Source organism: Coleofasciculus sp. (assembly GCF_046565525.1).
GTDB lineage: Bacteria > Cyanobacteriota > Cyanobacteriia > Cyanobacteriales > Coleofasciculaceae > Coleofasciculus.
Genome location: NZ_JBKHUP010000079.1, coordinates 14405 through 39945 on the forward strand (window position 1 = coordinate 14405; position 25541 = coordinate 39945).

At 44.2% G+C, this 25541-nt stretch carries 20 protein-coding genes, 1 tRNA gene and 1 pseudogene; 13 read left to right on the forward strand and 9 right to left on the reverse strand.

The annotated features are described in order from the left end of the window. Positions 1-6 precede the first annotated feature (6 nt). Positions 7-300 (forward strand): hypothetical protein, encoded by a 294-nt coding sequence (locus ACLGGO_RS24810; protein ID WP_446421285.1) that lies wholly within the window; start codon positions 7-9, stop codon positions 298-300. Between the two features lies 1 nt (position 301). Here the strand turns inward: ACLGGO_RS24810 and ACLGGO_RS24815 are convergent, their stop codons facing one another. From ACLGGO_RS24815 to moaC, 3 genes are all read right to left on the reverse strand, one after another. Beyond that, positions 302-2293 carry a WD40 repeat domain-containing protein gene (locus tag ACLGGO_RS24815; protein WP_446421286.1) on the reverse strand — a complete coding sequence of 664 codons (1992 nt, stop codon included), beginning with the start codon at positions 2291-2293 and terminating at the stop codon, positions 302-304. Positions 2294-3177: 884 nt separating this feature from the next. Beyond that, entirely contained in the window at positions 3178-3390 is a 213-nt protein-coding gene (locus ACLGGO_RS24820; protein ID WP_446421287.1) for a hypothetical protein, read from the reverse strand. A gap of 178 nt (positions 3391-3568) precedes the next feature. After that, positions 3569-4069, reverse strand: coding sequence for a cyclic pyranopterin monophosphate synthase MoaC (gene moaC, locus ACLGGO_RS24825; protein WP_446421288.1), 501 nt, complete (start codon positions 4067-4069; stop codon positions 3569-3571). A gap of 48 nt (positions 4070-4117) precedes the next feature. Between moaC and ACLGGO_RS24830 the strand changes: the two genes are divergently transcribed. Further along, positions 4118-4191, forward strand: a tRNA-Arg gene (locus ACLGGO_RS24830). 226 nt (positions 4192-4417) lie between these two features. On the opposite strand, the gene ACLGGO_RS24835 is transcribed toward ACLGGO_RS24830, so the two are convergent. The 4 genes from ACLGGO_RS24835 to dnaA form a co-directional block, all read right to left on the reverse strand. Further along, positions 4418-5131, reverse strand: a complete 714-nt coding sequence (locus ACLGGO_RS24835; protein WP_446421289.1) for a hypothetical protein — start codon at positions 5129-5131, stop codon at positions 4418-4420. 181 nt (positions 5132-5312) lie between these two features. Beyond that, on the reverse strand, positions 5313-7103 hold the full coding sequence (locus tag ACLGGO_RS24840) for a CHASE2 domain-containing protein (protein WP_446421290.1): 1791 nt from the start codon (positions 7101-7103) through the stop codon (positions 5313-5315). A gap of 971 nt (positions 7104-8074) precedes the next feature. After that, the gene (dnaN, locus tag ACLGGO_RS24845) at positions 8075-9277 is read right to left on the reverse strand and encodes a DNA polymerase III subunit beta (protein ID WP_446335765.1); all 1203 of its coding nucleotides are present in this window, start codon (positions 9275-9277) and stop codon (positions 8075-8077) included. A 317-nt stretch (positions 9278-9594) separates the two neighbouring features. Then, positions 9595-10986 carry a chromosomal replication initiator protein DnaA gene (gene dnaA, locus ACLGGO_RS24850; RefSeq protein WP_446421291.1) on the reverse strand — a complete coding sequence of 464 codons (1392 nt, stop codon included), beginning with the start codon at positions 10984-10986 and terminating at the stop codon, positions 9595-9597. A 179-nt stretch (positions 10987-11165) separates the two neighbouring features. On the opposite strand from dnaA, the gene def reads away from it, so the two are divergent. The 6 genes from def to ACLGGO_RS24880 all read left to right on the forward strand — a co-directional run bounded on the left by def (position 11166) and on the right by ACLGGO_RS24880 (position 18862). Further along, positions 11166-11711 (forward strand): peptide deformylase, encoded by a 546-nt coding sequence (gene def / locus ACLGGO_RS24855; protein ID WP_446421292.1) that lies wholly within the window; start codon positions 11166-11168, stop codon positions 11709-11711. A gap of 46 nt (positions 11712-11757) precedes the next feature. Next, a complete protein-coding gene (locus ACLGGO_RS24860) occupies positions 11758-13152 on the forward strand; it encodes a TldD/PmbA family protein (protein WP_446421293.1) in 1395 nt (464 codons plus the stop codon). Between the two features lie 131 nt (positions 13153-13283). Then, positions 13284-14057 (forward strand): helix-turn-helix domain-containing protein, encoded by a 774-nt coding sequence (locus ACLGGO_RS24865; protein ID WP_446421294.1) that lies wholly within the window; start codon positions 13284-13286, stop codon positions 14055-14057. Positions 14058-14182: 125 nt separating this feature from the next. Next, positions 14183-14371, forward strand: a complete 189-nt coding sequence (locus tag ACLGGO_RS24870) for a hypothetical protein (protein WP_446421295.1) — start codon at positions 14183-14185, stop codon at positions 14369-14371. Positions 14372-14553: 182 nt separating this feature from the next. Then, complete coding sequence (locus tag ACLGGO_RS24875) at positions 14554-18567, forward strand: S8 family serine peptidase (RefSeq protein ID WP_446421296.1); 4014 nt, start codon at positions 14554-14556, stop codon at positions 18565-18567. 49 nt (positions 18568-18616) lie between these two features. Next, the gene (locus ACLGGO_RS24880; protein ID WP_446421297.1) at positions 18617-18862 is read left to right on the forward strand and encodes a hypothetical protein; all 246 of its coding nucleotides are present in this window, start codon (positions 18617-18619) and stop codon (positions 18860-18862) included. Here the strand turns inward: ACLGGO_RS24880 and coaE are convergent. After that, positions 18830-19435, reverse strand: a complete 606-nt coding sequence (gene coaE / locus ACLGGO_RS24885; RefSeq protein ID WP_446421301.1) for a dephospho-CoA kinase — start codon at positions 19433-19435, stop codon at positions 18830-18832. The two genes, ACLGGO_RS24880 and coaE, sit on opposite strands and share 33 nt — an antisense overlap. 66 nt (positions 19436-19501) lie before the next feature. On the opposite strand from coaE, the gene ACLGGO_RS24890 reads away from it, so the two are divergent. From ACLGGO_RS24890 to ACLGGO_RS24910, 5 genes and pseudogenes are all read left to right on the forward strand, one after another. Then, a complete protein-coding gene (locus ACLGGO_RS24890) occupies positions 19502-20875 on the forward strand; it encodes an aldehyde dehydrogenase (RefSeq protein WP_446421298.1) in 1374 nt (457 codons plus the stop codon). 239 nt (positions 20876-21114) lie between these two features. Continuing rightward, positions 21115-23100 carry a right-handed parallel beta-helix repeat-containing protein gene (locus tag ACLGGO_RS24895; RefSeq protein ID WP_446421299.1) on the forward strand — a complete coding sequence of 662 codons (1986 nt, stop codon included), beginning with the start codon at positions 21115-21117 and terminating at the stop codon, positions 23098-23100. 164 nt (positions 23101-23264) lie between these two features. Then, complete coding sequence (locus tag ACLGGO_RS24900) at positions 23265-23432, forward strand: hypothetical protein (protein ID WP_446421300.1); 168 nt, start codon at positions 23265-23267, stop codon at positions 23430-23432. Between the two features lie 338 nt (positions 23433-23770). Next, positions 23771-23974, forward strand: a pseudogene (locus ACLGGO_RS24905) (helix-turn-helix domain-containing protein); the annotation flags it as partial. A gap of 49 nt (positions 23975-24023) precedes the next feature. Then, positions 24024-24251, forward strand: coding sequence for an indolepyruvate ferredoxin oxidoreductase subunit alpha (locus ACLGGO_RS24910; protein WP_446335755.1), 228 nt, complete (start codon positions 24024-24026; stop codon positions 24249-24251). A gap of 134 nt (positions 24252-24385) precedes the next feature. Here ACLGGO_RS24910 and surE read toward each other — a convergent pair whose 3' ends face one another. After that, entirely contained in the window at positions 24386-25174 is a 789-nt protein-coding gene (gene surE / locus ACLGGO_RS24915; protein ID WP_446338963.1) for a 5'/3'-nucleotidase SurE, read from the reverse strand. Positions 25175-25541 lie beyond the last annotated feature (367 nt).

Here is a 25541-nt window from a genome sequence, read left to right on the forward strand (position 1 = left end):
AGGAAAATGCCTTATATTACCAGTGTTGAACGAATCGGAATAAGGAAGGGGTTACAGCAAGGAAAACAAGGAGCTATTATTCGTATACTTGAGGTTCGGTTTGAAGATATTCCGCAGGAATTGAGGGAATTAATTTGGAAAACAGAGGATTCTGATATGCTAGATACTCTTCTGGTTAAGGCGGTGAAAATACAGTCATTAGAGGCATTTGAATCTGTGGCGAATCAATATGTTACGGAGGAGGGATCGGGATTGGAGAACACAGAGCCGAGTTCGGGTGAAGGGGCAAAAGTAAAATAAATTACACCCTCTCTAATTGTAGAAAATGTACGTGACCCAAACAATCACCTGCAACAATAGTAACTCCATCTTCAGCTACAGCACAGGCTGAAAAAATTCTATCCCCTTTAAAATAGCAAACCATTTGTCCGCTGGTTAAATCCCAAACTTTCACAGTAAAGTCTCTAGAGCTAGAAATTGCGAACTTTCCATTTGCTGTAACTGATACTGATTGCACTGCATCCCTATGACACCCTAAGATGTACAGTTGACTGCTACAAACTACATCCCATACCTTCAAAGTACAATCATTAGAAGCAGAAACAGCTTTCTTCCCATCTGCTGTAATAGCTATTGACCTTACCCAATCAGTATGAGCGGCTAACGTAGACAGTTTTTCATCAATATGTAAATCCCACACTTTCAATGTTTTATCAGCAGAAGCAGAAACCAGCCATCGCGTATCTTCTGTAATTGCCACTGATGTAACCGACCAACTATGACCAGTCAAGGTACGTATTTCATGGCCACTCGCTAAATCCCAAACTTTAATTGTACTGTCAGTAGAACCAGAAACAACCAATTTTTCATCTGCTGTCACTGCCACTGCGCGTACTTCACGTTTATGCCCTACCAAAGTATGCAATGTACGACCACTCGCTAAATCCCAGACCTTTAATGTATGATCATCAGATGCGGAAACTATCCATTGCTTATGTGGTGCAATTGCTACCGCCCAGACTTCGCGACTGTGACCTCTAAAGGTGTTTAGTTCACCACCACTAGCTAGATCCCAGACCTTAATTGTGCCGTCAGTAGAAGCAGAAATAGTCAGCTTTCCATCTGCTGTCACTGCTACCGCGCTGACCAAATCTGTATGTCCTACCAAGGTGCGTATCTCATGACCATTAGCTAAATCCCAAACTTTCAGAGTGCAATCACGGGAACCAGAAACTATCCACTGTCCCTCTATCGTTACTGTAACCGCAACTGCCCTCACTATATCATCGTGTCCCCTTAGAGTTTTCAGGTTCTCACCGCTAGCTAAATCCCAAACTTTCAAAGTACAGTCGTCAGAGGCAGAAACAGCTATCTTTCCATCTGCTGTAATCGCCACTGCCCAAACCGATTCGGTATGACCTGTTAATGTGCTTAGTTCATCACCACTAGCTATATCCCAGACTTTCAATGTATGGTCATAGGAGGCAGAAACAACTAGATTTCTATCGGCTCCATCTGCTGTAACTGCTACTGCACTAATCCAGTCAGTATGTCCTTCTAATGTACGCTGCAAAGAATTGCTAGATGTTGTAAAGCTAGAACTCAAGGGGCGTAGCCAAGGGGTAGACTTGCACTGCCTAGCATGTTCTAGCATTTCCTGTATTTCTGGAGCTTCACAGCTAGACAAGTGACCCCAGAGTTGTTCGATTAGTTGCGTCTTATCCTCAGCTAAAATATGTGCCGATAGCCGAAGCGCACCTTGAATTAATTTTATAACATATAAGTTAAAATTAACTTTTTTATCAGTGGTTATGTACTCAGGATTGAAATCAAAATCATAATCTTCTATTAAGAGCTGTACTCCCAAGGCAGAAATCTTAGTATCAATATACTCAAAGTGAGTTAGTAATTTGTATAAATCCTCCCACCGTTTCTCATCCTGTAAATGTTCTGGATAATACCGCAAAGCATAATGACTTTGGTATTTTTGCCAACGGCTACAATAGTCAATCAAATCCTGCAAAGCATCCTCAGCCTCATCACCTAAATGTGCAGCAAACGTTGTCCCCAATAATGGGTGTGCAAAAGCATAAACATTGTCTGCTGTAATTCTCATCCAGCGCGTTACCTGCCAACATAAATGCATCTGCCGTAATTGGCGATCGCGCATTTTTGTCACGGCTTTAATATCCTCTTTGGTTAGTGCGCCTTTCGCTACTGCCAATATTGCAAAAAACTGCCACCGTTCATCTGGTAAATCGAGTTCGTCTAAGCGTTTTATCTGTTGCTGCACATACTCCTCAAAATCCTGGGGCGCATGGCGTGCGCCCGATCTAAACGGGAGCATGTCAGGTTTGCACAAAATGGCCAAGTTAACCAACTCTCGTTGGGTTTCGTTGCTCAACCCAACCTACAACGATGACATGCGCCCATCTCAACGGCGTGCGCCCGATCTAACCATAAATCTATCCCACCATTTTAGCTGTGTCAGTCCAGTAGCATCGGTTAAGGAGATGTTAGCTAAGTCAGCCTGAGCCGAAATAGCGTTCCTTAGTCTGACATCAGCGCAGCCCCTCTCAATCCTCTGATTGTCGGTTAGCACAACTGATATCGAGCCTCTAAAACTGGCGTTAAAGAAGTTGGGAGAAACCCTTGACCCTATAGCAGCTTTAACCTTGCTTCCGCTCTGCCTTGAGTTAACCTACACGCTATTAGTAAAAGTCGTCTTTAACAACGGTAGAATCATTCAGATTCTGACCCAAAAAACTATATTCCCAAAAAGTCTTGTTCACTGACGTTTTATCCCGTTGGTATTAAAATTTTTGTGTATCCTGGTTATACATTACATAACTTTATTTAATTTGTCAAGGAAAAATTTTACTTTTTTTCCCTTTTCCTCAACGCGGAGCCAAACCCAAATTATCATTGATTTTCTCGATACCTTGTATCGGAACTTCTCTATGAGTGCAATTCTAAAACTGCCATTTTTATTTTTAGCTCCTGTCGCCACATGCCAAAACTCGACACAATTGTGCGATGTGACTTGTAGCTGATGTTAATCATTTTTAAGTTTCCGCAAAGCGTTTTTCACAAAAGAGTGTAGAACTATTTACCCTTATCCGGCAGTCAAGTTTTTCATCAACCTATTGCTGCCAAGTCTCTAGGATATAACCTTGTTCAAATAAGTCTTTTAGAAGTTTGAGCTTTAAGCAGCTTAGTGTAAGCAATAGGTATTACCAGGGGCCAAAATACAGCAGCAACAATTAACGTCACCCAGGAGAGGACTTTTTGTGGCTCAGATAAAGTCCTCATATCATCAGCCAACTCAAACCAAACGGTAAATAAATGAGCTGCTATTGTTCCGTAAATAATACCTACACAGTAAATCATTGATTACGCATCTCCTACTGCAAAATATCAAAAGTAGAATACAGATTTTTGCTAATCTACTCAGTACAATTAGCGAATCAAGCTTTAATATAAATATTCCTTTAGGTGGTAGACATCAGTATATGTACGGAAATTACCTACGCCAATTGGCGTAGAAGGGATACGACAGTGCGATCGCTCAACTGGGGGATTGATACTCGCCGGATTTGCCACCCGTCTTACTCAACAGGCGGATGGATTCAATTTGAATCGATTTCTCCAAGGCTTTTGCCATATCGTACAAAGTAAGAGCAGCAACAGACACAGCTGTCAAGGCTTCCATTTCTACCCCCGTTTCGGCTTTTGTCGTCACAGACGCCTGAATCTGATACCCCGGTAGTTGAGAATCAGGTTGGATGTGTACCTCGACTTGGTGTAGGGGTAAGGGATGACACAAAGGAATCAAGTTAGCCGTCTGCTTGGCTGCCATAATTCCCGCGAGTCTGGCGGTGGCTAAAACGTCTCCTTTCGGCGCATTACCTGTCTCAATCGCTTGAAATGTCGCCGTTTGCATCCGTACTTGAGCCGCTGCGACGGCTTGGCGACGGGTAGCGGGTTTGCTGGAGACATCGACCATTTGGGCTTGACCCTGAGAGTTTAGATGAGTAAGGGATGATTTTTGGGAATACTCTTGCGTCATTGGATAAAGATGTGATATTCTAAGTAATCGGTGAAGAGATCACAGCTAGGGCTTGTAGCTCAGTGGACTAGAGCACGTGGCTACGGACCACGGTGTCGGGGGTTCGAATCCCTCCTAGCCCGTTAAATTAAACGACTGACTAAAGCAGGTGTTCCCAAGAGTGCAGCTATCATTGCCAGGGAACACTGTTTAGGCAATTGGTTATCAATTTAAGGCGGGACATACTAGCTGAACAGAGGTTTTAGGTTTTTCTATCTCGGCTTCAGTCAATCCAAGCCCCCCAATACACTATATAATATACCCGCTTACTCCTTCTCTCCAAGCTAAAACTAAACACCTAACACCTTCTCACAGATCAATGTCCCGCCTTAGTTTGGTAGCCGCATTGGGAAACTTGAGTTTAGAGATAGGGTTATCTGATGAGGAATCGAACAGTGAAAATACAAACCAAGCGATGAGAGTCATAACCAGATGTTCGCCACCATCTTCCAAAAGACCCATAAAGTCATTTAAAAGTTTTATAGACAAGGATTCGAGCATAATATGAGCCATGTCTGTGACAATTCCAAAAAAAGCTAATAAGAATAACAAGGTAATCATGTATTTTGACACTTGTTTCGCCCTAGAGTTACTGAATCGATAGGTAATAGCAATTAAAATTAGAAAAAACAAACTTACCGAAGTTGACACTAATAATTCACCTAAATCGACTGACCGTAAGTTAAAAATAGCAGGGAAATTTAGCTTATCGCTAATTATTTTTCCTCCAATTTCATGAATTTGAAAATAATCATCTAATAATAAGTAAAAAAATAGAAGAGACCAAGCGGCATAGACTGATACATGATTTTTTAGGGCTAAAAATAAAAATAAAAGCGCGATCCAGTATTCTTTTATATACTGAAAAACTTCAGGGTATCCCCTATCCATTTCAAGGGAAAAAGATGAATTACTCGTCAATTTAGTTGTCTTATAAATAATATGCAAAGCAATAAAAAGAATGTCAGTGGCTAAAAGTAAGGATAAAAGCCGACTTGACCAATTGTTTAAGTTTATTTTCATGACAACTTGGTGAGGTAGAGCAAAAAATCAGGATGTCAGCGCTAGCGACCTCTCAATTTCGCGTTGAGTCGTTATGTGATGTAAATAACACATGTAGTGTAATGTAGACTACAACTACTTAGCAACCTCCTCGGCAGTATGTGCTACATCAGTCGCTAGCAGTATCCTTGTAGGGAAGGAATCAATAGAGTATCCAATATTTTAGACAGGGATGGGAAAAATACACACGAACCATGCCACTGGTGACAACGATAGCTAAGCCCGATGGTATCATCGGCACCCAAATTCCTTGGATAAAGATCACATAAGAGCAGCCATAGAGAACACTCAGCATTCCGGCGACTGCCAAACCCAGCAACAGAGGGGAACGGAAACGCCAACTGATCAGACCTGCCACAACAGACCAAGCGCCAATCCAAACATATTCAGCCCACTCGGACCACCACACCAATAGAGGACGCCCATCCTTAACCGCACTGATAATTTGACTCGTCATCTGGGCTTGCAGAAATACCCCAGCCGCCTCAGGTCGGTTGCTTTGATTGTAAGGAGTTGCATGAATATCGTGAAAGGTTTTATCAACAGTACCAATGAAAACCAGGCGGTCTTTGACCAATTCAGGCGTTAATTTATTCTCATAAAGTACCTCTTCTAACGTATAAGCAGGCGCGATCGCTTCTACTGAACCCGTAGCCCGATAATTCAGCAAGATTTGATAACCCCCAGCATCGGTATTCTGATACCCTCCACTATTGCTTTTTAGGGTCGGGAAAACAACCTGACCAATCTGCAAGTCATTGTTTTGAGTCAATTGAGCTGTAATGCCCTCATCTTCTAAGTACCGCAAAGCCATGACTAAACTCAGAGAATTACTGATTTGACATTCAGATTGCTCAGGAGGCGCTAAACCCAAAAGATGACGACGCACAACGCCATCTGGGTCTGGTGTTACATCACTAAACCCGACTCGTTCGGGTAAGGAGTCTACAGGAATATCTGGAGGGGGCGCAATTCCCGGATTATCGGTTGTATCCCCCACCTTACAAACCGTTATTAAACGGTTGTCTTGCCGGAAACGATTGGCTAAATTACGATACTCAGGTTCTACCGGAAAATCGCGATAAAGATCTAAAGCAATAACTCGCGGTTGGTATTGGGCTAACTTTTCCAGGAGTTGAGCCAGTTTAGCATTGGTCAATGATAACCCTTGCCGTTGGGCAGAGGATTGAGCTTGAACATCACGACCTGTAATCGTAATCATCAGCAGGCGTGGGTCAGGACTTTCCTGTTGAGGACGGATTTGCATAAAGTGGTCAAACGCCTTCATTTCCAGAGGCTGTAGCACACCCACCAAACCGACACTCATTGCCATACCTGCACCCGTCAGACTTGCCAACAGTTGAAGACTCCGAGATTTCCAAGATCTGGGTTTTTGGCACTGTCGTTGCTGCTTGTTGAGGTATTGCAGTTCAAAAATCGGAGCTTTGCCAATACCCTTTAAGTAGTGATTGCCACGGGAAACAATGCTTAAGTTGGTAATTCCCGCCTCGTAAATCAAGTCTGTTGTCACTTCCGACAGCAGAATTTGTCCCCCATGGGCGAGTGAGGAAACCCGAGCCGCGTAGTCAACTTCCTCGCCAATAAAATCATCACCGTCGGGTAAGGGACTCCCCGTATGCATACCAATTCTGACTTGTAAGGAACCCAGGGGAGTATCAATGGGTTCATGGGTGTGACTAAGTTGCAGCGCCACCGCCCACTGAGCCGCTTGAGACGCATTGGCGAAAACCACAAAGTAAGCGTCACCTTCAGTCTTAACTACACGCCCTCCGTAAGCCACTAAATTCGCTTCAACACGCTGGCGATGAGGTTTGAGAATCGTGTCAAAGTAGAGGCGATTGCGGCTGGTGATGTCATTTCCCTTCAAATATTTTTTGACAGCGGTAGAATTAACGAGGTCTGTGAATACCATGGTTACTACATGGTCAGAGATGATAACGTGTTTATCGATTACGGGTTGCATCACAGATCAATCATTCGCTGTTGAGAAGGTAAGCACGCTTATGAACCCTGGTTTGCTTAACTTACTGTTTACATTACAGTTATCAACAATTTGAAAATGAGACAGGAGTATTAAGTTAAGTAATGATGAAGACTTTGTAAACTGAAGATGAAGACTTTGTAAACTTTTTAAAAATGTCAGGTAAATGTTGAAGGTGAACCCCCATTGCCGCAAGTCTTACTTATAATAGTCCGTCTATTGCACCCAGAGGATAGGGGTCAAGTTGGTGAAAAATTATTGATGGCGAGAGAGAGTGTGTCTAAATCATTTTGGAAATAATTAACCCTGACTGGGTATGCTTTTGATCCCTGTTTTTTTTCGCCTCCTTTAGGTTGGCTAGATCACTGGATAAACTGTATAATGGACTACAGGAAAAGAATTGTTTCCGTTTTTACCGTTTGCTGATTGCCCTATTCTATTGAACAATTTAAAAGGTAAAATCCGCTTATAGATAATAGCAGATATCAGGAAGGGTTTCAAAAAGATAAATAAAAGTAATGAAACTTTGGTAGAGAAATTAATCGATGGTTTCTAGGGAACATCGTATTTAAGCTTATCCTAGTCAACTACAATAAATTGATTTTTGGATAAAAATATCCATTAATAATGTATAGTTTCATGACTAAAATGAGAAAATTGGGTAGGATGAAGGTCAAATAATCGCCCCAATGCACTGCTGAAAGGAAATAAACGGCATGAGCGTATCGGCAATAGAGACGTTTCTTAAGAAGTAGAGACGTAGCAGGCGACGCCTCTACTGGAGGGTAAAGCCAACAACTACCGACATTGTAAAACCATGTCCTCTTTCCGAAGTAAAGGCTCCGACTCCTTGTGAAGGAAGAATCCCCGGAAGCCAGCGCGAAGCGTTTAGTGGCGCGAGGTCAATCCCGAATTTGGACAGGCATAATTAGGTAGGTCATTTTTAAGCCACCCAGAGGCGTGAGAATCACTGGGGTATTCGCCGCATTGATTTGTAGTTGAATATCTGAGGTAGACAGTGCCTTTAAGCCATCGATTAAGTACTTTACATTAAAAGCAATCTCTATACTTTCACCCGTAACTTGTGCTGCTAGGGACTCAGTACCACTACCAACATCTTGAGTGTCCACAGTCAGAGCAATTTTTTGCGCGGACTCGTCAATATCAAACTTGACGATATTATTCTTCTGATCAGCCAATACGGCAATTCGCTCAACTGCACTCAGTAATTGACGCCGATCAATAGCCACCTGGCGTTGAAACTGGCGGGGGATGAGTTGGCGATAAGCCGGATATTGTCCTTCTAACGTCCGACTGGTCAAGCGATGATTACCACCTTGGAAGATAATTTGACCCACCTCAAACCGCAAGGCGACGGTATCGCTGGATTGAGGGAGTCCTAGCATCCGTTCGAGTTCTTTTAAAGTTCTAGCGGGTACGGTTAGTTCAAAGGGCGATAGGGTATCTTCAGAGGTTGGGTTCTCTTCATCCTCTGGGTTTTCTTCACTCGCCGATTTAGTGTTAGGCGTTTCCACGACAGCCAGTCGGTGACCATCCGTCGCCGCAAATTCCAGGTTATCTTCTTGAACCATCAGATGCACCCCAGTCAGCACCTGTTTGGTTTCATCTGCGCTGGTGGCAAATAACGATCCGCGCAATCCTTCAATTAACGCTTCAACCGGGAGTTTAATCACCATCCCCTCTTCGATTTGGGGAAGTTCAGGAAAGTCATCCGGGTTCATTCCCCGCATTTTGTATTGTCCAGATGTTGAGGTTAAGGTGATCAATATGCTTTCGGTTTCAGCATCATTATCCGCTTCGGTGAGGGAATCTTCGAGAGTAATCTCTCCCTCTGGTAAACGGGAAACAATGTCGTTGAACAGTTTAGCTGGGATCGCGATCGCACCATCTGCTTCGACGTTGGCGTTAAAACTGGTTTGCAGACCTAGACTCAAGTCAAAAGCGGTTAAGCACACTTGCTGATTTTTGGCATCGGCTTTAAGTAAAACATTACCCAGCACCGGATGGGTGGGACGTGAGGGAACCGCTCGACTCACCAGAGAAAGATTGGTATTGAGTTCACCTTGTTTACAAGTTAGTTTCATAGAAGGAATCGTCAATGTTTGGCACAGCTAGAATTCTCGTCAAGGAGAGTCAGGGAGACTTGAGTTAGACCCTAAATGAAGCTAAGGTCGTGGCTCTCTCATCTATCCACCAGGCAACTCTAGCATGGAATTCAGACCTTGGGGAAACTGTGGAAAAACTAGATTCAGAGGATTGCCAATTCCTTAATTCTTCGTGTTTTAGGAATGGAGTCCTTGTGGAAAAGGTTGTGGAAAATTGCGGGAATTTTCCCACAGTGTATTTATACTCACCCCACACCTGACTGGCACTGTTTCCTGTTCCCCGTGCCCCGTTTCCTTTAATCTTGGCTCTGAGTTTGACTCGCCAAATTAATGCGATCGCTCAATTGACTCAGTTTCTGTGCCACGCTGGGATCGCGTTTTCGTAATTGAGTAATCTTGTCGCAGCTATACATAACTGTGGTATGGTCTTTGCCACCAAATTCTTCGCCAATTCGGGGTAAGCTCAAATCAGTATGCTGCCGCATCAGATACATAGCAATTTGCCTAGACCAACTGATTTCTCGGCGGCGTGAGTTCCCTTTCAAGTCTTCTACCGAGACATTAAAGGCATCAGCGACGGTTGTCACAATGATCTCCGGTGCGGCTTGTACGGTTGGGGTTCGCGGATTCAAAATCGGTGCAATGTTCTCGACACTCATCGATACTCCCGAAATTGAGATGTAGGCGACGACTCGAATTAATGCCCCTTCTAGTTCGCGAATGTTCGATTTATATTGAGTCGCAATATACTCGACCACAGATCGCGGCAAACGGATGTTTTCGTATTCTGCCTTTTTTTGCAAAATTGCCATCCGGGTTTCCAAGTCAGGAGGCTGAATATCGGCGATTAACCCCATTGAAAAGCGAGAACACAGCCGTTCCTGTAAGCGACTAATCTGATTCGGTGGGCGATCGGATGCCAAGACAATTTGTTTACCCGCTTCATGTAAGGTATTGAACGTGTGGAAAAATTCTTCCTGAGTATATTCTTTTCCTTCAATAAACTGAATATCATCCACCAACAGCACCTCAGCCGCTCGATAGTGTTCCCGGAAACTTTGCATACTATCTTTGCGGATGGCGGCAATCAGGTCATTGGTAAAGTGTTCAGTAGACACATAGAATATCTTAGAACTCGGAGAATTCTCCCACCGAAAATGCGCGATCGCTTGCATTAAGTGAGTTTTCCCCAAACCGACGCCCCCACATAAAAACAGGGGATTAAACTCCCGTCCTGGTGATTCGGCTACAGCCAAAGCCGCCGCATGAGCCATCCGATTATTTGAACCAACCACGAAGCGAGAAAACACGTATTTCTGATTTAACTCTGTGGGTTTAGGACGTTGATGGGATGGACGCTCTGCATCGGGGTTAGTGGTAACCGGAAGAGACCAGGAAATGCCTGTATCACTGATTGTCGCATTGTCGCTGTTGGGACTCACGGTGAGGTAAATGTCCACAGGTTGTCCCAGAATCTCCCGTACCACATCAGTGATTGTTTTGATGTAATACTTTTGCAACCAATTTCTGGCAAAGGGATTGGGGGTACAAACCACTAAGCAATTCTGGTCTAGCTGCTGAGCGGTTGTTCCCTTGAGCCAGGTTTCAAAGGTGGGTCGGCTGAGTTGGAGTTGTAAACGCTCCAATACCTGTATCCAGAGCTGTTCAGGGGACATTTCCACGGGCATTCCTTTAGTAATTGTTTCTTGTTCTCCTCATTCGAGCTATGGGCAAGATATCCCGGCGCACTATTATTTATATAGATAGCGTTTTACAACTGAGTGCGGTATATTATTTAATCCCACCGGGCTAGAGAAGCCGAAGACAGCGTTGACATCCTCCTCTTTTTTGTGAAGTTCACCCCATTATGACCCAATCCTTACAACTCGCTCAGTTAGGCAATCCTATCTTGCGCCAGCTAGCCCGACCCATCGATAATGTTCACGAAGAACCTATTCAACGGCTTATTCAGGCTCTCAAGGCAAAGGCTGTAGCCGCCAATGGTGTGGGGATTGCTGCACCTCAAGTTTCTCAATCCTGCCGTTTGTTTATCGTAGCGTCTCGTCCCAATCCCCGGTATCCGAATGCCCCGACGATGGAACCGACAGCGATGATCAATCCGCAGCTTGTGGCTCACTCGGATGAGATGGTCAAAGATTGGGAAGGTTGCTTAAGTATTCCCGGTATTCGAGGTTTAGTGCCGAGGTATCAGGCAATTGAGGTAGAGTACACCAATCAACAGGGTAAGCCGCAGCGACAACAGTTCACCGATTTTGTGGCGAGAATCGTTCAGCATGAATATGATCATCTCAATGGTATTGTGTTTCTAGACCGCGTGGAGAGTACCCAAAACCTAATCAAAGAGCAAGACTATCAACAGCGGATTGGGAACAAACATAGCAGCCAAGGCTAGAGTCATTGCACAATAGAAACAGTTCCTAACGCTTGTTCCCTAGACCATGCCTACTGTACTCGCGGATACTCAAAATTTAATTGCAGACCTGATCGCTCGCTATCGCTCTCGCGTGGATTACTTAGCGATTCGCTTAGAAGAATCCGAAGGAACCAGCATTATGGTGCGGGGCAATAAGGTAGAAACCTTGAGCGAAGGGCTTTCTATTGGTGGACAGGTGCGAGCATGTTATAAAGGCGGTTGGGGCTTTGCCAGTTTCAACCAACTCTCTAGCCTTAAGGATCGACTGGAAGAAGCGATTAGCGCCGCCCGAATTGTCGGGGATGGAGAAACCCTACTTGCCCCGATTCCGATCGTGCAAGATACTCGCCAACTCCCCCTAACTGGGACTGATCCCCGGATGATTCCCCTAAAGGAGAAAAAAGCCCTGTGCGATCGCTATAACCAATTGCTCAAAAGCTTTGACCCCCAGATTACAACAACCTCTGTGCGCTACTGTGATAATAACCAACGGATCATTATTGCCACGTCCGAAGGCACTCTGATTGAGCAATCTTGGGCAGATCTAGAAATGCGTTTCTCGGCTACCGCCCGTAAGGATGAGATTGTACAGACGGGACGAGAAACCACCGGATCTCGCAATGGCTACGAAGATCTCACTGATCTTGACATTCAAGTGCAGGGTGCGGCGCAACGGGCGGTCAATGCCTTGTCTCTATCCTCGGTTCGGGGAGGGGTTTACACTGTCGTTATTGATCCCATCCTCTCTGGTTTATTTGTTCATGAAGCCTTCGGGCATCTTTCCGAAGCGGATATGGCGTATGAAAACCCCGATTTGTTGGAAGTCATGAGCAAAGGGCGTCGCTTTGGTCCACCGGATTTGCAAATCTTCGACGGTGCCGCCCCAGAGGGACATCGGGGTAGCTATTGCTACGATGATGAAGGAACATCGGCAACAACGACTCAACTGATTAAAGATGGCATTTTAGTGGGACGTCTACATTCCCGTGAAACTGCAGGCAAGTTAGGCGAAGCCCCTACGGGAAATGCCCGTTGTCTAAACTACCACTATCCGCCCATTGTCCGTATGACCAATACCTGGATTGAACGCGGCAAAACCCCGGTGCAGGATTTAGTCCGAGGGATTCGCGAAGGGGTTTATGCCCGCAACTGGTTAGGGGGTATGACTAATGGGGAGATGTTCACCTTTAGCGCTGGTGAAGCCTGGATGATTCGCGAGGGACAGATTGCTGAACCGGTGCGGGATGTGACCCTATCTGGCAATGTGTTTAAAACCTTAGGCGATATCGAAGCGATCGGTAATGACTTCTACTGGGATGAGTCAGGCGGTTGTGGAAAAGGGGGACAGAGTGGCTTACCGGTAGGGTGTGGGGGTCCTTCTTTACGGATTCGCAATGTTGTCGTAGGGGGTAGCCAGTAGCTTTTTCAAGTCATTTGTCCGTTGTCTACTGTCCTTTTATCATGGGTAATAGACAACGGGCAGCAGACAGGTGATATACTGGGGTCGCTATTGGCGATAAATGTGTAATCCTTGATAGATAGGCTGATCAGGTGAACCATTTAACTACGGCTCAAGAAGAGCAACTTAGAAATATAGGAACCTATTTACGAAACTGTAGAGAAGAACAGGAGAAATCAATTGAGGAAATTGCTCTCAAAACATTTATCTCCTTACGCTCGTTGAGAGCGCTAGAAGCTGGACGGTGTGAGGAGTTACCTGAACCTGTCTTTGTTCAGGGGTTTATTCGGCGGTATGCCGAGACGCTAAACTTAGACAGCACCACGTTAATTCAAAGCTTTGCCACCGAGGTTGTATCGCCACCCTCTGATTCTCCTGACTCTCAAGCCGAAATTTCTGAGTCCGCCCTGATTTCGCGATCGCGTCAACCTTTTCTACTCTACATTGGCATTGGTGGGATAGTCGCGATCGGGGGATTGGTGTATCTGCTCAACCAAGTCTTCAAACCCCAACCCTCTATACCCGCTCAAGAGTCTGTGACAATTGAGCAACAGCTTAATCCCAACCAACCCGTCGTCACCTCAACCCCTGCGCCGACTGTCTCTGATCCCAATTTCCCGGTTCAAATTACAGTAGAAACGAAAGGGGAATCCTGGGTGCGAGTTAGCGTTGATGGTAAAACTGAGTTTGAGGGAATCTTAACTGATGACGATTCCCCAACAACTTGGAAAGCTAAAAATGAATTAAAAATCCGCTCCGGAAATGCGGGGGCGGTATGGGTATCGTTAAATCGAAAAACACCGAAACCATTGGGAGAGATGGGTGAAGTTAAAGATGTAACCTTTACTCCCACACAGGATTGGTAATGTCACATTGGCGGTTCGACTGTCTCTCTATCACTTATCCCCCAATTTTTATTAAATTATAGCAGTAGACACATCGATTAGGACAAAGACACCATTGTAGAGACGCGCCATGGCGCGTCTCTACAATGGTGTGTCATAACCGCTATGGCGCTTACTATATTAATGAACCTAACGCCACCCTGAATGGTAGCGCTGGTGTTCCCATTTCCGGAGAAAAATTTTGGGCATATTCCTCTTCAAATTCCTCCGAGGGTATCAAAGAAGCCATGATTACCTTAGCAAAACTGAGGGTGAAACTGCATAAGTCCCTTTGAGTCAGAGATAGAGTCGATTGGGAACAGACAGTCCAAAGAATTCAAGTTTCCCAACCTAAGGTTGCTAAAAATACCCCGTTGCTCAACTCGGTACAATTTTTGGCTGGAATAATTAGATTTCGTCTCTACAGCATGACTGATAAGGAACACTATACAAGCCAACTCTATTGAGGGTTAAGATTATGTCTACTAATGATTTGTTTCCAGAACTCAATATCGCCTCATTTAATCTGAATAGTCTCGTTGAAGGTACAGATTACCTATCCGGTCAAGTGATTGTCAAGCTCAAGCCAGGAATTGAGTCAACCCAGATGCAAACGCTGCAAGAGAATCTGCAAGCTACGGTACTCGAATCAACGAATACGTTAGGCACGCAACTTTGGCAACTGAATGGATTGAGTGTTGCCCAAGCGATTGCTACCTACAGTAATCATCCGCTGATTGAATATATTGAACCTAATTATACAATTAGTCTGAATACCACAATTCCCAATGATTCAGATTTCAACCAACTTTGGGGGTTAAATAATACAGGACAAACGGGTGGTATCCCAGATGCGGATATCGACGCGCCAGAAGCGTGGGATAGTGCCACAGGAAATAATGTGGTGATAGGAGTCATTGACACGGGGGTGGATTATACTCACCCAGATTTAAATGACAATATGTGGACAAATCCTGGAGAAATTCCTGGCGATGGTATTGATAATGATAGCAATGGTTACGTTGATGATTACTACGGCTGGGACTTTGCCAATAATGATTGTGATCCTTGGGATGATCAAGGACATGGTACTCATGTCGCTGGTACAATTGCCGCTAAGGGCAATAATAATAGTGGGGTGATTGGGGTTGCTCCCTATGCCAAAATCATGGCACTCAAGTGGATAAATGCCAACGGTGGTGGAGATACATTTGATGCAATTCAGGCAGTAGAATATGCCACAATGATGGGCGTTAACCTGACGAATAATAGTTGGCACATTCCTTCATACTCTCAAGGATTATACGATGCGATCGCGGCAGCAGGTCAAGCCGGACAGTTATTTATTTCCTCAGCAGGTAACGGCGGCTTTGATGGTATTGGCGATAATAACGATGTTACTCCCCATTACCCCTCTAACTATGACCTGGATAATATTATTTGTGTCGCCGCTACTGATGATTGCGATAATTTGGCGTCGTTTTCCAATTATGGCGTCACTTCTGTTGATTTAGGCGCACCAGGGGTAGATATTTACAGTACCATTCCGGGGGGAGGATACGGTAGCAAAAATGGAACCTCTATGGCAACTCCCCATGTCTCTGGGGTAGCGGCGTTAATTTGGTCACAAAATCCCGAATTAAGTGCTTCGGAGGTAAAAAATCAGATTTTAAGTACCGTTGATCCGATTTCATCATTGCAGGGAAATACAGTAACCGGTGGACGATTAAATGCTAATAATGCCTTGACTCCAACGACACCGCCACCCTCTCCTTTAGGAGAGATTCACGGGAGTAAATGGAATGATATTGATGGGGATAGTATATGGGATGCGAATGAACCAGGTTTAAGCGGTTGGACTATTTATTTAGATCAGAATCAGAATAGTCAATTGGATGCGGGTGAAGTTTCGACAATTACTGATATTAACGGTAATTATTCGTTCACTGGACTAACGGCTGATACTTACACCGTAGCTGAGGTATTACTACCCGGTTGGCAACAAACCGTTCCGGGTTCAGATATGTCATTTAAATTGGTAGCAGGTACAGGAAGTGGAATTAACCAATACAGCTTAGTTGAATTACAAACTGATCCAGTGGCGGAGATTCTTATAGGTAAGTCTAGTTTCTATACTGGCTTAGATGTTGATCCAACCAGTGGATTGCTTTATGGTGCTAGTTCTTCCTTGCGAATTATTGATCCAACGGATGGTTCTTATACCACTATTGGCACAATTCATAGTGCTACCAATAGTTCTATCTTGATGAGAAGTATTACTTTTTCTCCAGACGGAACTTTGTATGGGAACGCAACTAGCACGAATATTCTCTACACTATCGACCCAGCAACTGCTTTTGCCACTCAAGTAGGTACAATTTCTCATACTACTTGGGGGATCGATTTTGCTCCCGATGGCACACTTTACGGTTCCTGGTTTGATCTCGTGAAAATTGACCCAGCAACAGGAAATATATTATCTACAGTTGGTTCATTTGGAAGCTCGGTGTATGAAATTGATTTTGCTCCAGATGGTTTCATATACGGCGTTAACGACATCTACAGTAAGCTTTACAAAATCGATCCATCGAATGCTTCAAAAACTCTGATTGGCATCTATGAATCAGACACTGAAAGTGTCGCGTCTATCCCATCTACCAGTAACCTTATCCCTGGAACTCACACCATTAACCTGAGTTCTGGAGAAATCATCACCAATATTAACTTTGGCAACCAACAAATCGAGGATTTATCGCCCCAACTTAACTTCAGCTTTGAAACCGGAGACTTTACCGATTGGAACAGTATTGGTGATGCGACAATCCAAACCGCTACTATTGGCAGTACGCCTACAGATGGAACATTCCAGGCTTTAATAACAAATGGTCAAGGTTCCGTTAGTGATAGTAATTTGGAAACCTTCCTGGGATTGAATTCAGGTGACTTAGACAATCTGGGTAATGGGGATGCGATTGAAGGTTCTGCCCTCAAACTCACACCGATTACCGTCAAAGCGGGAGATATTGTAAGTTTTGACTGGAACTTTATTACCAATGAGCAAACTCCCAGTAACTATAACGATTTTGGTTTTATTTCCATCAGTTCCACCCTTTTATCCGAACTGACAGATACCAACCAGCAATTTAATCGGTTTACGGGTTCCTTTGGCAAGCAGACTAATTACGGCACATTCGATTATCAGTTTACCCAAGCCGGAACTTATACCATCGGTTTGGGATTAGTCGATGCCGATGATAGTAGTGTTGATTCGGGACTTCTCGTTGATAATTTCCAAATCACCCTTGATCCTTTCTTCAACTTTGGCTTTGAAAATGGGGACTTTACCAACTGGACGACAATTGGTAATACCACAATTGAAACCAATTCTATTGGTAGTAATCCCACCGATGGGAATTACCAAGCTTTCATTACTAATGGTGTGGGTTCGGTGAGTGATACCGATATGGAACAGTTTTTTGGTTTAACTGCTGGCGCGTTAGATAATTTTGGTAACGGTGATGTTATTGAAGGTTCTGGCTTACAGTTTCAACCGATAAAAGTTCAGGCGGGGGACAGTATTAGCTTTGACTGGAACTTGATTACTAATGAAGAAAATTCCAGCAGTTTCAGTGATTTTGGCTTTGTTTCCATTACATCAGGTGTCTTATCCGAACTAGCGGATACGAGTAGTAATTTTAGCCGTTTCACGGGTTCCTTTGGTTCTCAAACTGGCTATGGCACATTTACCCATCAGTTTACTGAATCGGGTATATTTACCATTGGCGTGGGTTTAATGGATGCAGGGGATGATTACGTGGATTCAGGACTGCTGATTGATAACTTCTCATTCACATCTAATAGTGGGACAAATCTGGGATTATCGATTCCCAATGGAACCGTTGAAGCGGTTATCTCATATACGATTCAAGGGACTCCAGAGAATGACAAATTAGTCAGTTCTAATCAACAGGATGAATTCATCTTCGCGGATGCTGGTAATGATACCGTGATTGGCAGTTTGGGTGATGATGTAATTTATGGTGCAGAGGGTGATGATATCCTACGAGGTGACTTGAATAAGGGTTGCTTAAGTGGTGCGATCGCGGGTGATGATATCCTCTATGGTGGCACCGGCAATGACAAACTGTATGGAAAAGGTGGGAATGACCAACTTTTCGGTGAAGAGGGTAATGATAAAATCTGGGGTGATGATGGCGATGATTTACTCTGGGGAGGTTTGGGTCATGACCAGTTAATTGGGGGTCAAGGTTATGATACGTTTGTCTTAGCTGTTGGTGAAGGAACGGACAAAATTCGCGATTTCCACATTGCTGAGGATTTGTTAGGCTTGTCTGGTGAACTGACGTTTGATCAGTTGTCGATTTCTCAACATGGGAAGAATACCTGGATTGATTTTAATGATGAAACCTTAGCGGTTTTGACGGGTGTAAATGCGAGTACCTTGACGGCTGATGCATCTGTCTTGATCTAACAAAATGCCAACAATTTGAATCAGGGCGGGTTTTGTGGAGGCGTTACTGGTGACAATGTTCACGAAGTTACTAAACCCGCCCCTACAAGGATTACAGGTGTTTCAAGGTTGGTGTCAGGGAAGCGATCGCATCCATGATAGCCTAATCGTATTGGCATTTCGGGTCTTTTTCTTTTCACCGGATCAAGATAAGGCATTTTCAGTTAACTGTTCCCAGAATACTCGGACGTCGAGCCAGTTATTTAGGTTGAGAAAAATAGAATTATGTGTATTGCTTATTACCATTCCTTGCTAAAGCCTGATCGACTTGTTGCAACAGAAATTTGCGAGTGGAGGAATTATCTAAAACCACATCAGCACGCGCCACTTTTTCGGCTAAAGGAAGCTGACTATCCAGCCGAGATTGAGTTTGTTCAACAGATAAGCGATCGCGTTCTCGAATTCGCTGGATTTGTTGTTCCTGGGGACAATGGACAACCCAGATTTCTGTCACTAAGTCCGTCATATTGGCTTCAAACAATAAGGGTATCACTAAAACCACAGTCGGAGACTCTAAGGTATTTACTTGAGACTTAATGCGATCGCGCACGTAGGGATGGATCTGTTGTTCTAACCACTGGCGTTCCCCTGGGTGCGGGAAAACTATCTCCCCTAAGCGTTTGCGGTTCAGTGTGCCATCAGGAAATTGTACATCAGAACCGTAGCGGGCAATAATCCGGTTCAAAATCGGTGAACCGGGCTGCACGGCGTCTCTGGCGTAGATATCCGCATCTAAAATAGGAAGCTGATAGGTATCGGCAAGATAATTAGAAACCGTCGTTTTGCCTGTGCCAATCCCTCCGGTTAACCCAATAATCCGATTCAAGATTGATTCACTCAAGGCTAGAGTAAGCTATCACAATAAGTATAAGTTGAAGCCGTAAAGGACGCCAGAATGCTGACCCAAGTACCAGTTACTGATATTATCCGCAAACAACGGGATTTTTTCGCCACTTTACAAACCAAGGATGTCAAGTGGCGCATCGAACAGCTAAAACGACTCAAACAAGCCGTTGTTGATGATCAAGAGGCGATTATCAATGCAGTCAAAGCTGATTTAGGGCGCCCGGAGTTTGAAGCCTATTTTGAAATCGCGGCGATTACGGAAATTAATTACGCCATCAAGCACCTAAAATCTTGGGTTAAACCGAAAAAGGTGGCTGTCGGATTAGAACAATTTCCCGCCTCGGCTAAGATTTATCCTGAACCCTTGGGTGTGGTGCTGATTATCTCCCCCTGGAATTACCCGTTCCAGTTATTAATTTCTCCCTTAGTCGGCGCGATCGCGGCGGGAAACTGTGCGATACTCAAACCCTCGGAAATTTCTGCCCATACCTCAGCCGCGATCGCCAACCTGATCCACAAAACCTTTGACCCGGCTTATATCGCCCTTGTCGAAGGTGACGCCGATACCAGTAAAGCACTTTTGGCTGAAAAATTTGACCATATCTTTTTTACCGGGGGAACCGCGATCGGCAAAATCGTCATGGAAGCCGCCGCGAAACATCTGACGCCTGTCACGTTAGAGTTAGGCGGTAAAAGTCCCTGTATTGTCGATGCGGATACTGATCTCAAAGACACGGCTAAACGGATTACTTGGGGAAAATATCTGAATGCGGGACAAACCTGTATCGCCCCAGACTACCTGTTGGTTGATCGCCGAATTAAGTCAGACCTATTGACAGAAGTGCAAAAATGTGTTGCAGACTTTTATGGTCAGGAAACTGAGAAAAGTCCGGACTATGCCCGAATTATTAGTCACCGACATTTTGAGCGGCTGGTTTCTATGTTGAAGGACGGAGAAATTGTCATTGGCGGACAAACTCGACCAGAAGATAAGTATATAGCACCAACTGTGATTGATGGAGTTTCTTGGGACTCACCGATCATGGAAGAAGAAATCTTTGGTCCGATTTTACCTGTTTTAGAGTATAGCAATTTCAATGACGCGATCGCGCAGATTAATGCTCGCCCTAAACCCTTAGCCCTCTACCTATTTTCCAAAGATAAACACAAACAGCAACAAGTTTTGCAGCAAACCTCGTCCGGTGGCGTCTGTCTCAATGACACTGTGATGCAAGTTGGAGTGACAACCTTACCCTTTGGTGGTGTTGGCGATAGTGGAATGGGGAACTATCACGGCAAAGCCAGTTTTGATACATTTTCTCACTTTAAGAGTGTATTGAAAAAGGGATTTTGGTTCGATTTAAATTGGCGGTATCCACCTTACAATAGCAAGTTGTCATTGTTTAAGCGAATCATTGGCTAGCTTAAAACTCAAAACCCAATCGGGGTGGGTTTAGTCACATTTTGCTGGCTGAGGTAAGAAACAATCATAGTAAAACCCGCCCTTACACAGACGCCATCCCCGATGAGAAAGCGAGTTGGGTCAAAACCTTTTTATTCCTCATCCTAATCATCCTAATACCATTTCCTTCTATAATTGGCTAACACTATCAACGGCATGAGCAATTATTTTGGGGATAGCACTACGCCGAAAAAGTTATTATGTATACGCGCCTAAAAACTCTAGCATCTATTGGTTTATTGGTTAGCAGCTTGTCGCCACTCATGGATAGTGCTGTGGCACAAACCGCTGGTATTGTGGTTAATACAACTGCCGATGATATCAACGCTGGTGATGGCAATTGCACCCTGCGCGAAGCGATTAACAACGCCAACAGGAATAGGGATACCACAAACGGCGATTGTAGGACAGGTTCTCCCCATCCTACCATTGATGCGATCGCGTTCAATATTCAATCAATTCAACCCAGCATTATCCTCAATTCCCCATTACCAACTCTAACAGAGGCGGTGGTTATTGATGGAACATCTCAACCCGGTTTCCAAACTACCGCAACTCATTCCCTAACTTGTCCCAACCCAATGGGCGTTCCTCTTCCAGCTCAAAGAATAACAATTAGTCGTCCTGTAATTGAGTTAAACGGTGCGGCGGCGGGTAAAGTAAGTGGTATTACCATTGATGCGGAGCAGGTTATCATAAGAGGACTGGTAATTAATCGGTTTCAACGTTATGGTATCGAAATCTTAAATAACTCCAGCCACATTATCATTGACAGCAATTATATTGGTACGGATATCAGTGGCACAGTCGCCCTTGGTAATAACCGAGGTGTGGTGATTGAGGCGGGAAACACCACAAATCCCAATAATACTATCATTAAAAACAATGTTATTTCTGGGAATCAATTTTTAGGCATCCTCCTTAACGGTGATGCCAATGCCGATCAGCAAGGCAATACTATTGTAAATAATTTTATTGGTACTGATTACACAGGTAAAGAGGTATTGGGGAATACCACTGAAAAAGGGGGTCATGGTGTAGTGATTGGTAATGGCAATTTTGCCCCTTTAGATTCTCGATATCCTGCCCAAAACCATACTATTCTAGGTAATGTCATCGCCGGAAGCCACACGACAAATGTCTGGCTTTCCAATTATGCCAGCAACAATTTAGTTGAATGTAATTATATTGGTACTGATTATACAGGAACCGTCGCTTTAGGTAATTGTATTGATGGTTTTCTGATTGGTGGAACCCGCTCTGATGCACCTTCACGCCTGAACAAGGTACGCTATAATTTAATTTCCGGAAATGCTCGCTGCCAAGGCAATTCAGAAGCCAACCTGACCCTGCAATGGGGGGCAATTGAAAATACCATTGAAAATAATTTAATTGGCACAGACATTACAGGCACAGTGGCATTAAGTCCTATCTTAAGCACGGATGGTATTGGCATTAAGAAACCCGCGAACCAAATTCGCAATAATGTTATCGGCGGGAATCGCCGCCACGGAATTCATATCTACCGAGGATTTGGTACACAGCCTTGGGATAACCGGATTGAAAACAATTATATTGGTATCAATCCCAGTGGAATTAATATCGCCAATGGGGGTGATGGAATTGCCATATTTTCTAATATTTACACTCCCGATACTATATTACCGCTGATGGATGTTTTGATTCGGGGAACGCGGATCACAGGGAATGCGATCGCGAATAATGGTTATAATGGAATTCGTTTAGAAGCAAGGGGGGATGAAGCAGGGTTTAATGCCTCTATTACTAACACCCAAATTTTAAATAACATAATCCACCATAATGGAGCTAATGGCATTCAAATTACGACTATGGAAACCGTTACTGGGGGAATGGCTGACGCAATTGATAATTTAATCCAAAGGAATAGTTTGTTTGATAATAAAGACTTAGGAATTAGTTTGAGCCAAAATCATTCAACATCTCACGATGTCTTTTGGAATGGGGAGACAGGGCGTCCTTTATCAACGTCTGTACCGATTGATAACGATGCTTTAGATTTAGACTCTGGCTCAAATCAACTCCAAAATTATCCCACTCTCTTAGGCGCAGAGGTAAAAAACAATAACATTGAAATTCAAGGAATACTGGTTAGCACTCCTAATAGCCAATTCACCTTAGAATTTTTTGCCAGTAGAAGCAAATAAAATTAATGCAAGAAGGCAGAAATAACTGAACAGCTAACAAGACTAAATCCGCTTTATCCAGGTGCGCCATGAAGAAAGTGCCGCGTTTATGGCTTGTGCCTACGTCTCTACTGACTTCTGATCAACAGGAAACCGCTGCAAAAGATGTTAAAGCTTAATCGACTATGAAAAAACGCCCTAGTAATATCGTGCTTCAGGTTGTCATCGCGATCGCACTCTTATTTGCGGCTTATGTCATCGGTGGCTTCCTGATCAAAACTCGTCGAGAAGTCAAAGATACACCAGAGGTGAGTCTCATTCATATCAAATCCGCTCAATTACACTTGCTATAATATGTAGACACGGATGATTTGCTCCAGAAATATCACTAATTTAGTAATGAAGGTTTTGATCGATATTAATATTGTTTTAGACCTGCTTCTGGAAAAAGATTCATTTGTTGACGCAGCTATAGTTGAGGAATGACACAAGGGAGAAGGTGAAACGTCATCTATGCCGGTGCGGGGTTAGGAACGGTGTCTAATGCAGTAACATAAAAGCTATGGGGGATAACCCTTTACCGAAATAACCGGAAATAATGGGTCTCAAGCCCCGTCCTTCTAGGGCGGCTTTTTCTCCGAATAAAGCCATCCCACGCTCCGTAAGATAATAGGCACTTCACCCTTGTGGCATGAAATCAAGGTATCAGTATCGAATCTATCCCACACCAGGTCAGCGTCAATCCTTGGCGCGGCTGTTTAGGTGCGTGCGGGTAGTCTGGAATGATACTTTGGCTTTGTGTAAGCACTCAGAGAAGTTGCCCAAGAATAGTGAGCTACAGAAGGTTCGTATTACTCAAGCAAAGAAAACTCAAGCTAGGGAATGGTTAACCCAAGGAGGATGTCAAGTTTGCCAAATGTTATGTAACTACGAGAGGGAATACTGTGTCTCACACTATTGTTACGGAAACCTGTGAAGGGGTTTCAGATTGCGTTGATGCTTGTCCAGTTGCTTGCATTCACCCAGGTCCTGGCAAAAATGTCAAGGGGACAGACTGGTATTGGATTGATTTCGATACCTGCATAGATTGTGGTATATGTTTACAGGTATGTCCCGTAGAAGGCGCGATCGTTCCGGAAGAGCGACCGGAGTTACAGAAAACACCCCAATAAATTAGGGTCTGCTGAATAAGTGGTGGGTGAAGGAAGCAGGGGAAGCAGGGGAAGCAGGGGGTTAAAACAGATAGCTCATTTGGTATTATTAGCTTATGTAAGCTAACTCTTGCTCAGATGGGCTGCGTTTAATTTCAAAAATCCATAGTCTGCAAACTAGAGACGCCACCAATATCCGTCAGATTGTATTGCAGGGGCGTAATGGCAATATATTTCTCCTTAATCGCTTGAACATCTGTGGGTAAATCGGGGGGAAGATGGGAATGGGGCGGTTGTTCTATATCTTCAATCACTTCACCCGCTAACCAATAATAGGTTTTCCCCCGTGGATCAACTCGTTTCTCAAAGGTGTCGAAATAGCGACGAATTCCTTGGCGGGTAACCTTAACCCCAGCAATTTCCGCCATACTCACGGGCGGTACATTGACATTAAGTAACATGACTTTGGCTAGGGGTTGCTGAGAGAGTCGCTCAATCAGGCTTTTGGCGAACGTTGCAGCAACGTGAAATTCCTTCGACGTATAGCTAGTTAGACTAAAAGCAATGCTGGGAATTCCTTCTAGAACCCCTTCCATGGCGGCGGAAACCGTGCCAGAGTAAAGGATATCGGTGCCTAAGTTAGAACCGTGATTAATGCCAGATAGGACAAAATCGGGTGGACGATCAATTAATGCTCCCAGTGCTAGCTTTACACAGTCTGAGGGAGTTCCGGAACAAGACCAAGCTTTAACCGCCGGGTGAAAAATCGTATCAATCGCTTCGGCGCGAATGGGATCATGGAGGGTTAAACCGTGACCCGTTGCCGATCGCTCTCGATCTGGACAAACGACGGTAACATCATGACCCGCTTGTGCCAGTGTATCAGCCAAGGTGCGAATACCCAAGGCAAAAATTCCGTCATCGTTGCTGATCAGCAATTTCATCAAATTCAGTGTGACTCCTGACTACTTACTCATCGAACGAACTATCCCCTTGTACTTCCAACAATTCTTCCCAAGAACAGCCAAATGTTTCCTTTATTCTGCACACAGTATCCATGTTCACCTTACCCAAGGATTGCATGGCGGTTTGGCTCTCCAGTAGTCAGGGTGATAAGCAAACCTGATTATTCTTGGAAACTTTGTGGGGCAAGGCTTTCAAAACAATGTTTTTAAGGAAGCTATCACTAATATAGGGTTTTCCACCACAAGTACGGGAGAGCCTGTTTTCCTAGCATCCCTTTCCGTCTCATATCAAGAAACGCGGTTTCAAGCTTTCTCAACACCTGTTGTAAAACCTGAGCATTTACTG

Excerpts from the sequence above, each read along its gene's own strand:
- ACLGGO_RS24900 (WP_446421300.1), top strand. The coding sequence starts at position 23,265 with ATGAAAAAACGCCCTAGTAATATCGTGCTTCAGGTTGTCATCGCGATC.
- ACLGGO_RS24870 (WP_446421295.1), top strand. The coding sequence starts at position 14,183 with ATGGTGTGTCATAACCGCTATGGCGCTTACTATATTAATGAACCTAAC.
- ACLGGO_RS24890 (WP_446421298.1), top strand. The coding sequence starts at position 19,502 with ATGCTGACCCAAGTACCAGTTACTGATATTATCCGCAAACAACGGGAT.
- ACLGGO_RS24810 (WP_446421285.1), top strand. The coding sequence starts at position 7 with ATGCCTTATATTACCAGTGTTGAACGAATCGGAATAAGGAAGGGGTTA.
- surE (WP_446338963.1), bottom strand. The coding sequence starts at position 25,174 with ATGAAATTGCTGATCAGCAACGATGACGGAATTTTTGCCTTGGGTATT.
- ACLGGO_RS24840 (WP_446421290.1), bottom strand. The coding sequence starts at position 7,103 with ATGGTATTCACAGACCTCGTTAATTCTACCGCTGTCAAAAAATATTTG.
- ACLGGO_RS24835 (WP_446421289.1), bottom strand. The coding sequence starts at position 5,131 with ATGAAAATAAACTTAAACAATTGGTCAAGTCGGCTTTTATCCTTACTT.
- ACLGGO_RS24875 (WP_446421296.1), top strand. The coding sequence starts at position 14,554 with ATGTCTACTAATGATTTGTTTCCAGAACTCAATATCGCCTCATTTAAT.
- ACLGGO_RS24895 (WP_446421299.1), top strand. The coding sequence starts at position 21,115 with ATGTATACGCGCCTAAAAACTCTAGCATCTATTGGTTTATTGGTTAGC.
- ACLGGO_RS24820 (WP_446421287.1), bottom strand. The coding sequence starts at position 3,390 with ATGATTTACTGTGTAGGTATTATTTACGGAACAATAGCAGCTCATTTA.
- moaC (WP_446421288.1), bottom strand. The coding sequence starts at position 4,069 with ATGACGCAAGAGTATTCCCAAAAATCATCCCTTACTCATCTAAACTCT.
- def (WP_446421292.1), top strand. The coding sequence starts at position 11,166 with ATGACCCAATCCTTACAACTCGCTCAGTTAGGCAATCCTATCTTGCGC.
- ACLGGO_RS24860 (WP_446421293.1), top strand. The coding sequence starts at position 11,758 with ATGCCTACTGTACTCGCGGATACTCAAAATTTAATTGCAGACCTGATC.
- dnaN (WP_446335765.1), bottom strand. The coding sequence starts at position 9,277 with ATGAAACTAACTTGTAAACAAGGTGAACTCAATACCAATCTTTCTCTG.
- dnaA (WP_446421291.1), bottom strand. The coding sequence starts at position 10,986 with ATGCCCGTGGAAATGTCCCCTGAACAGCTCTGGATACAGGTATTGGAG.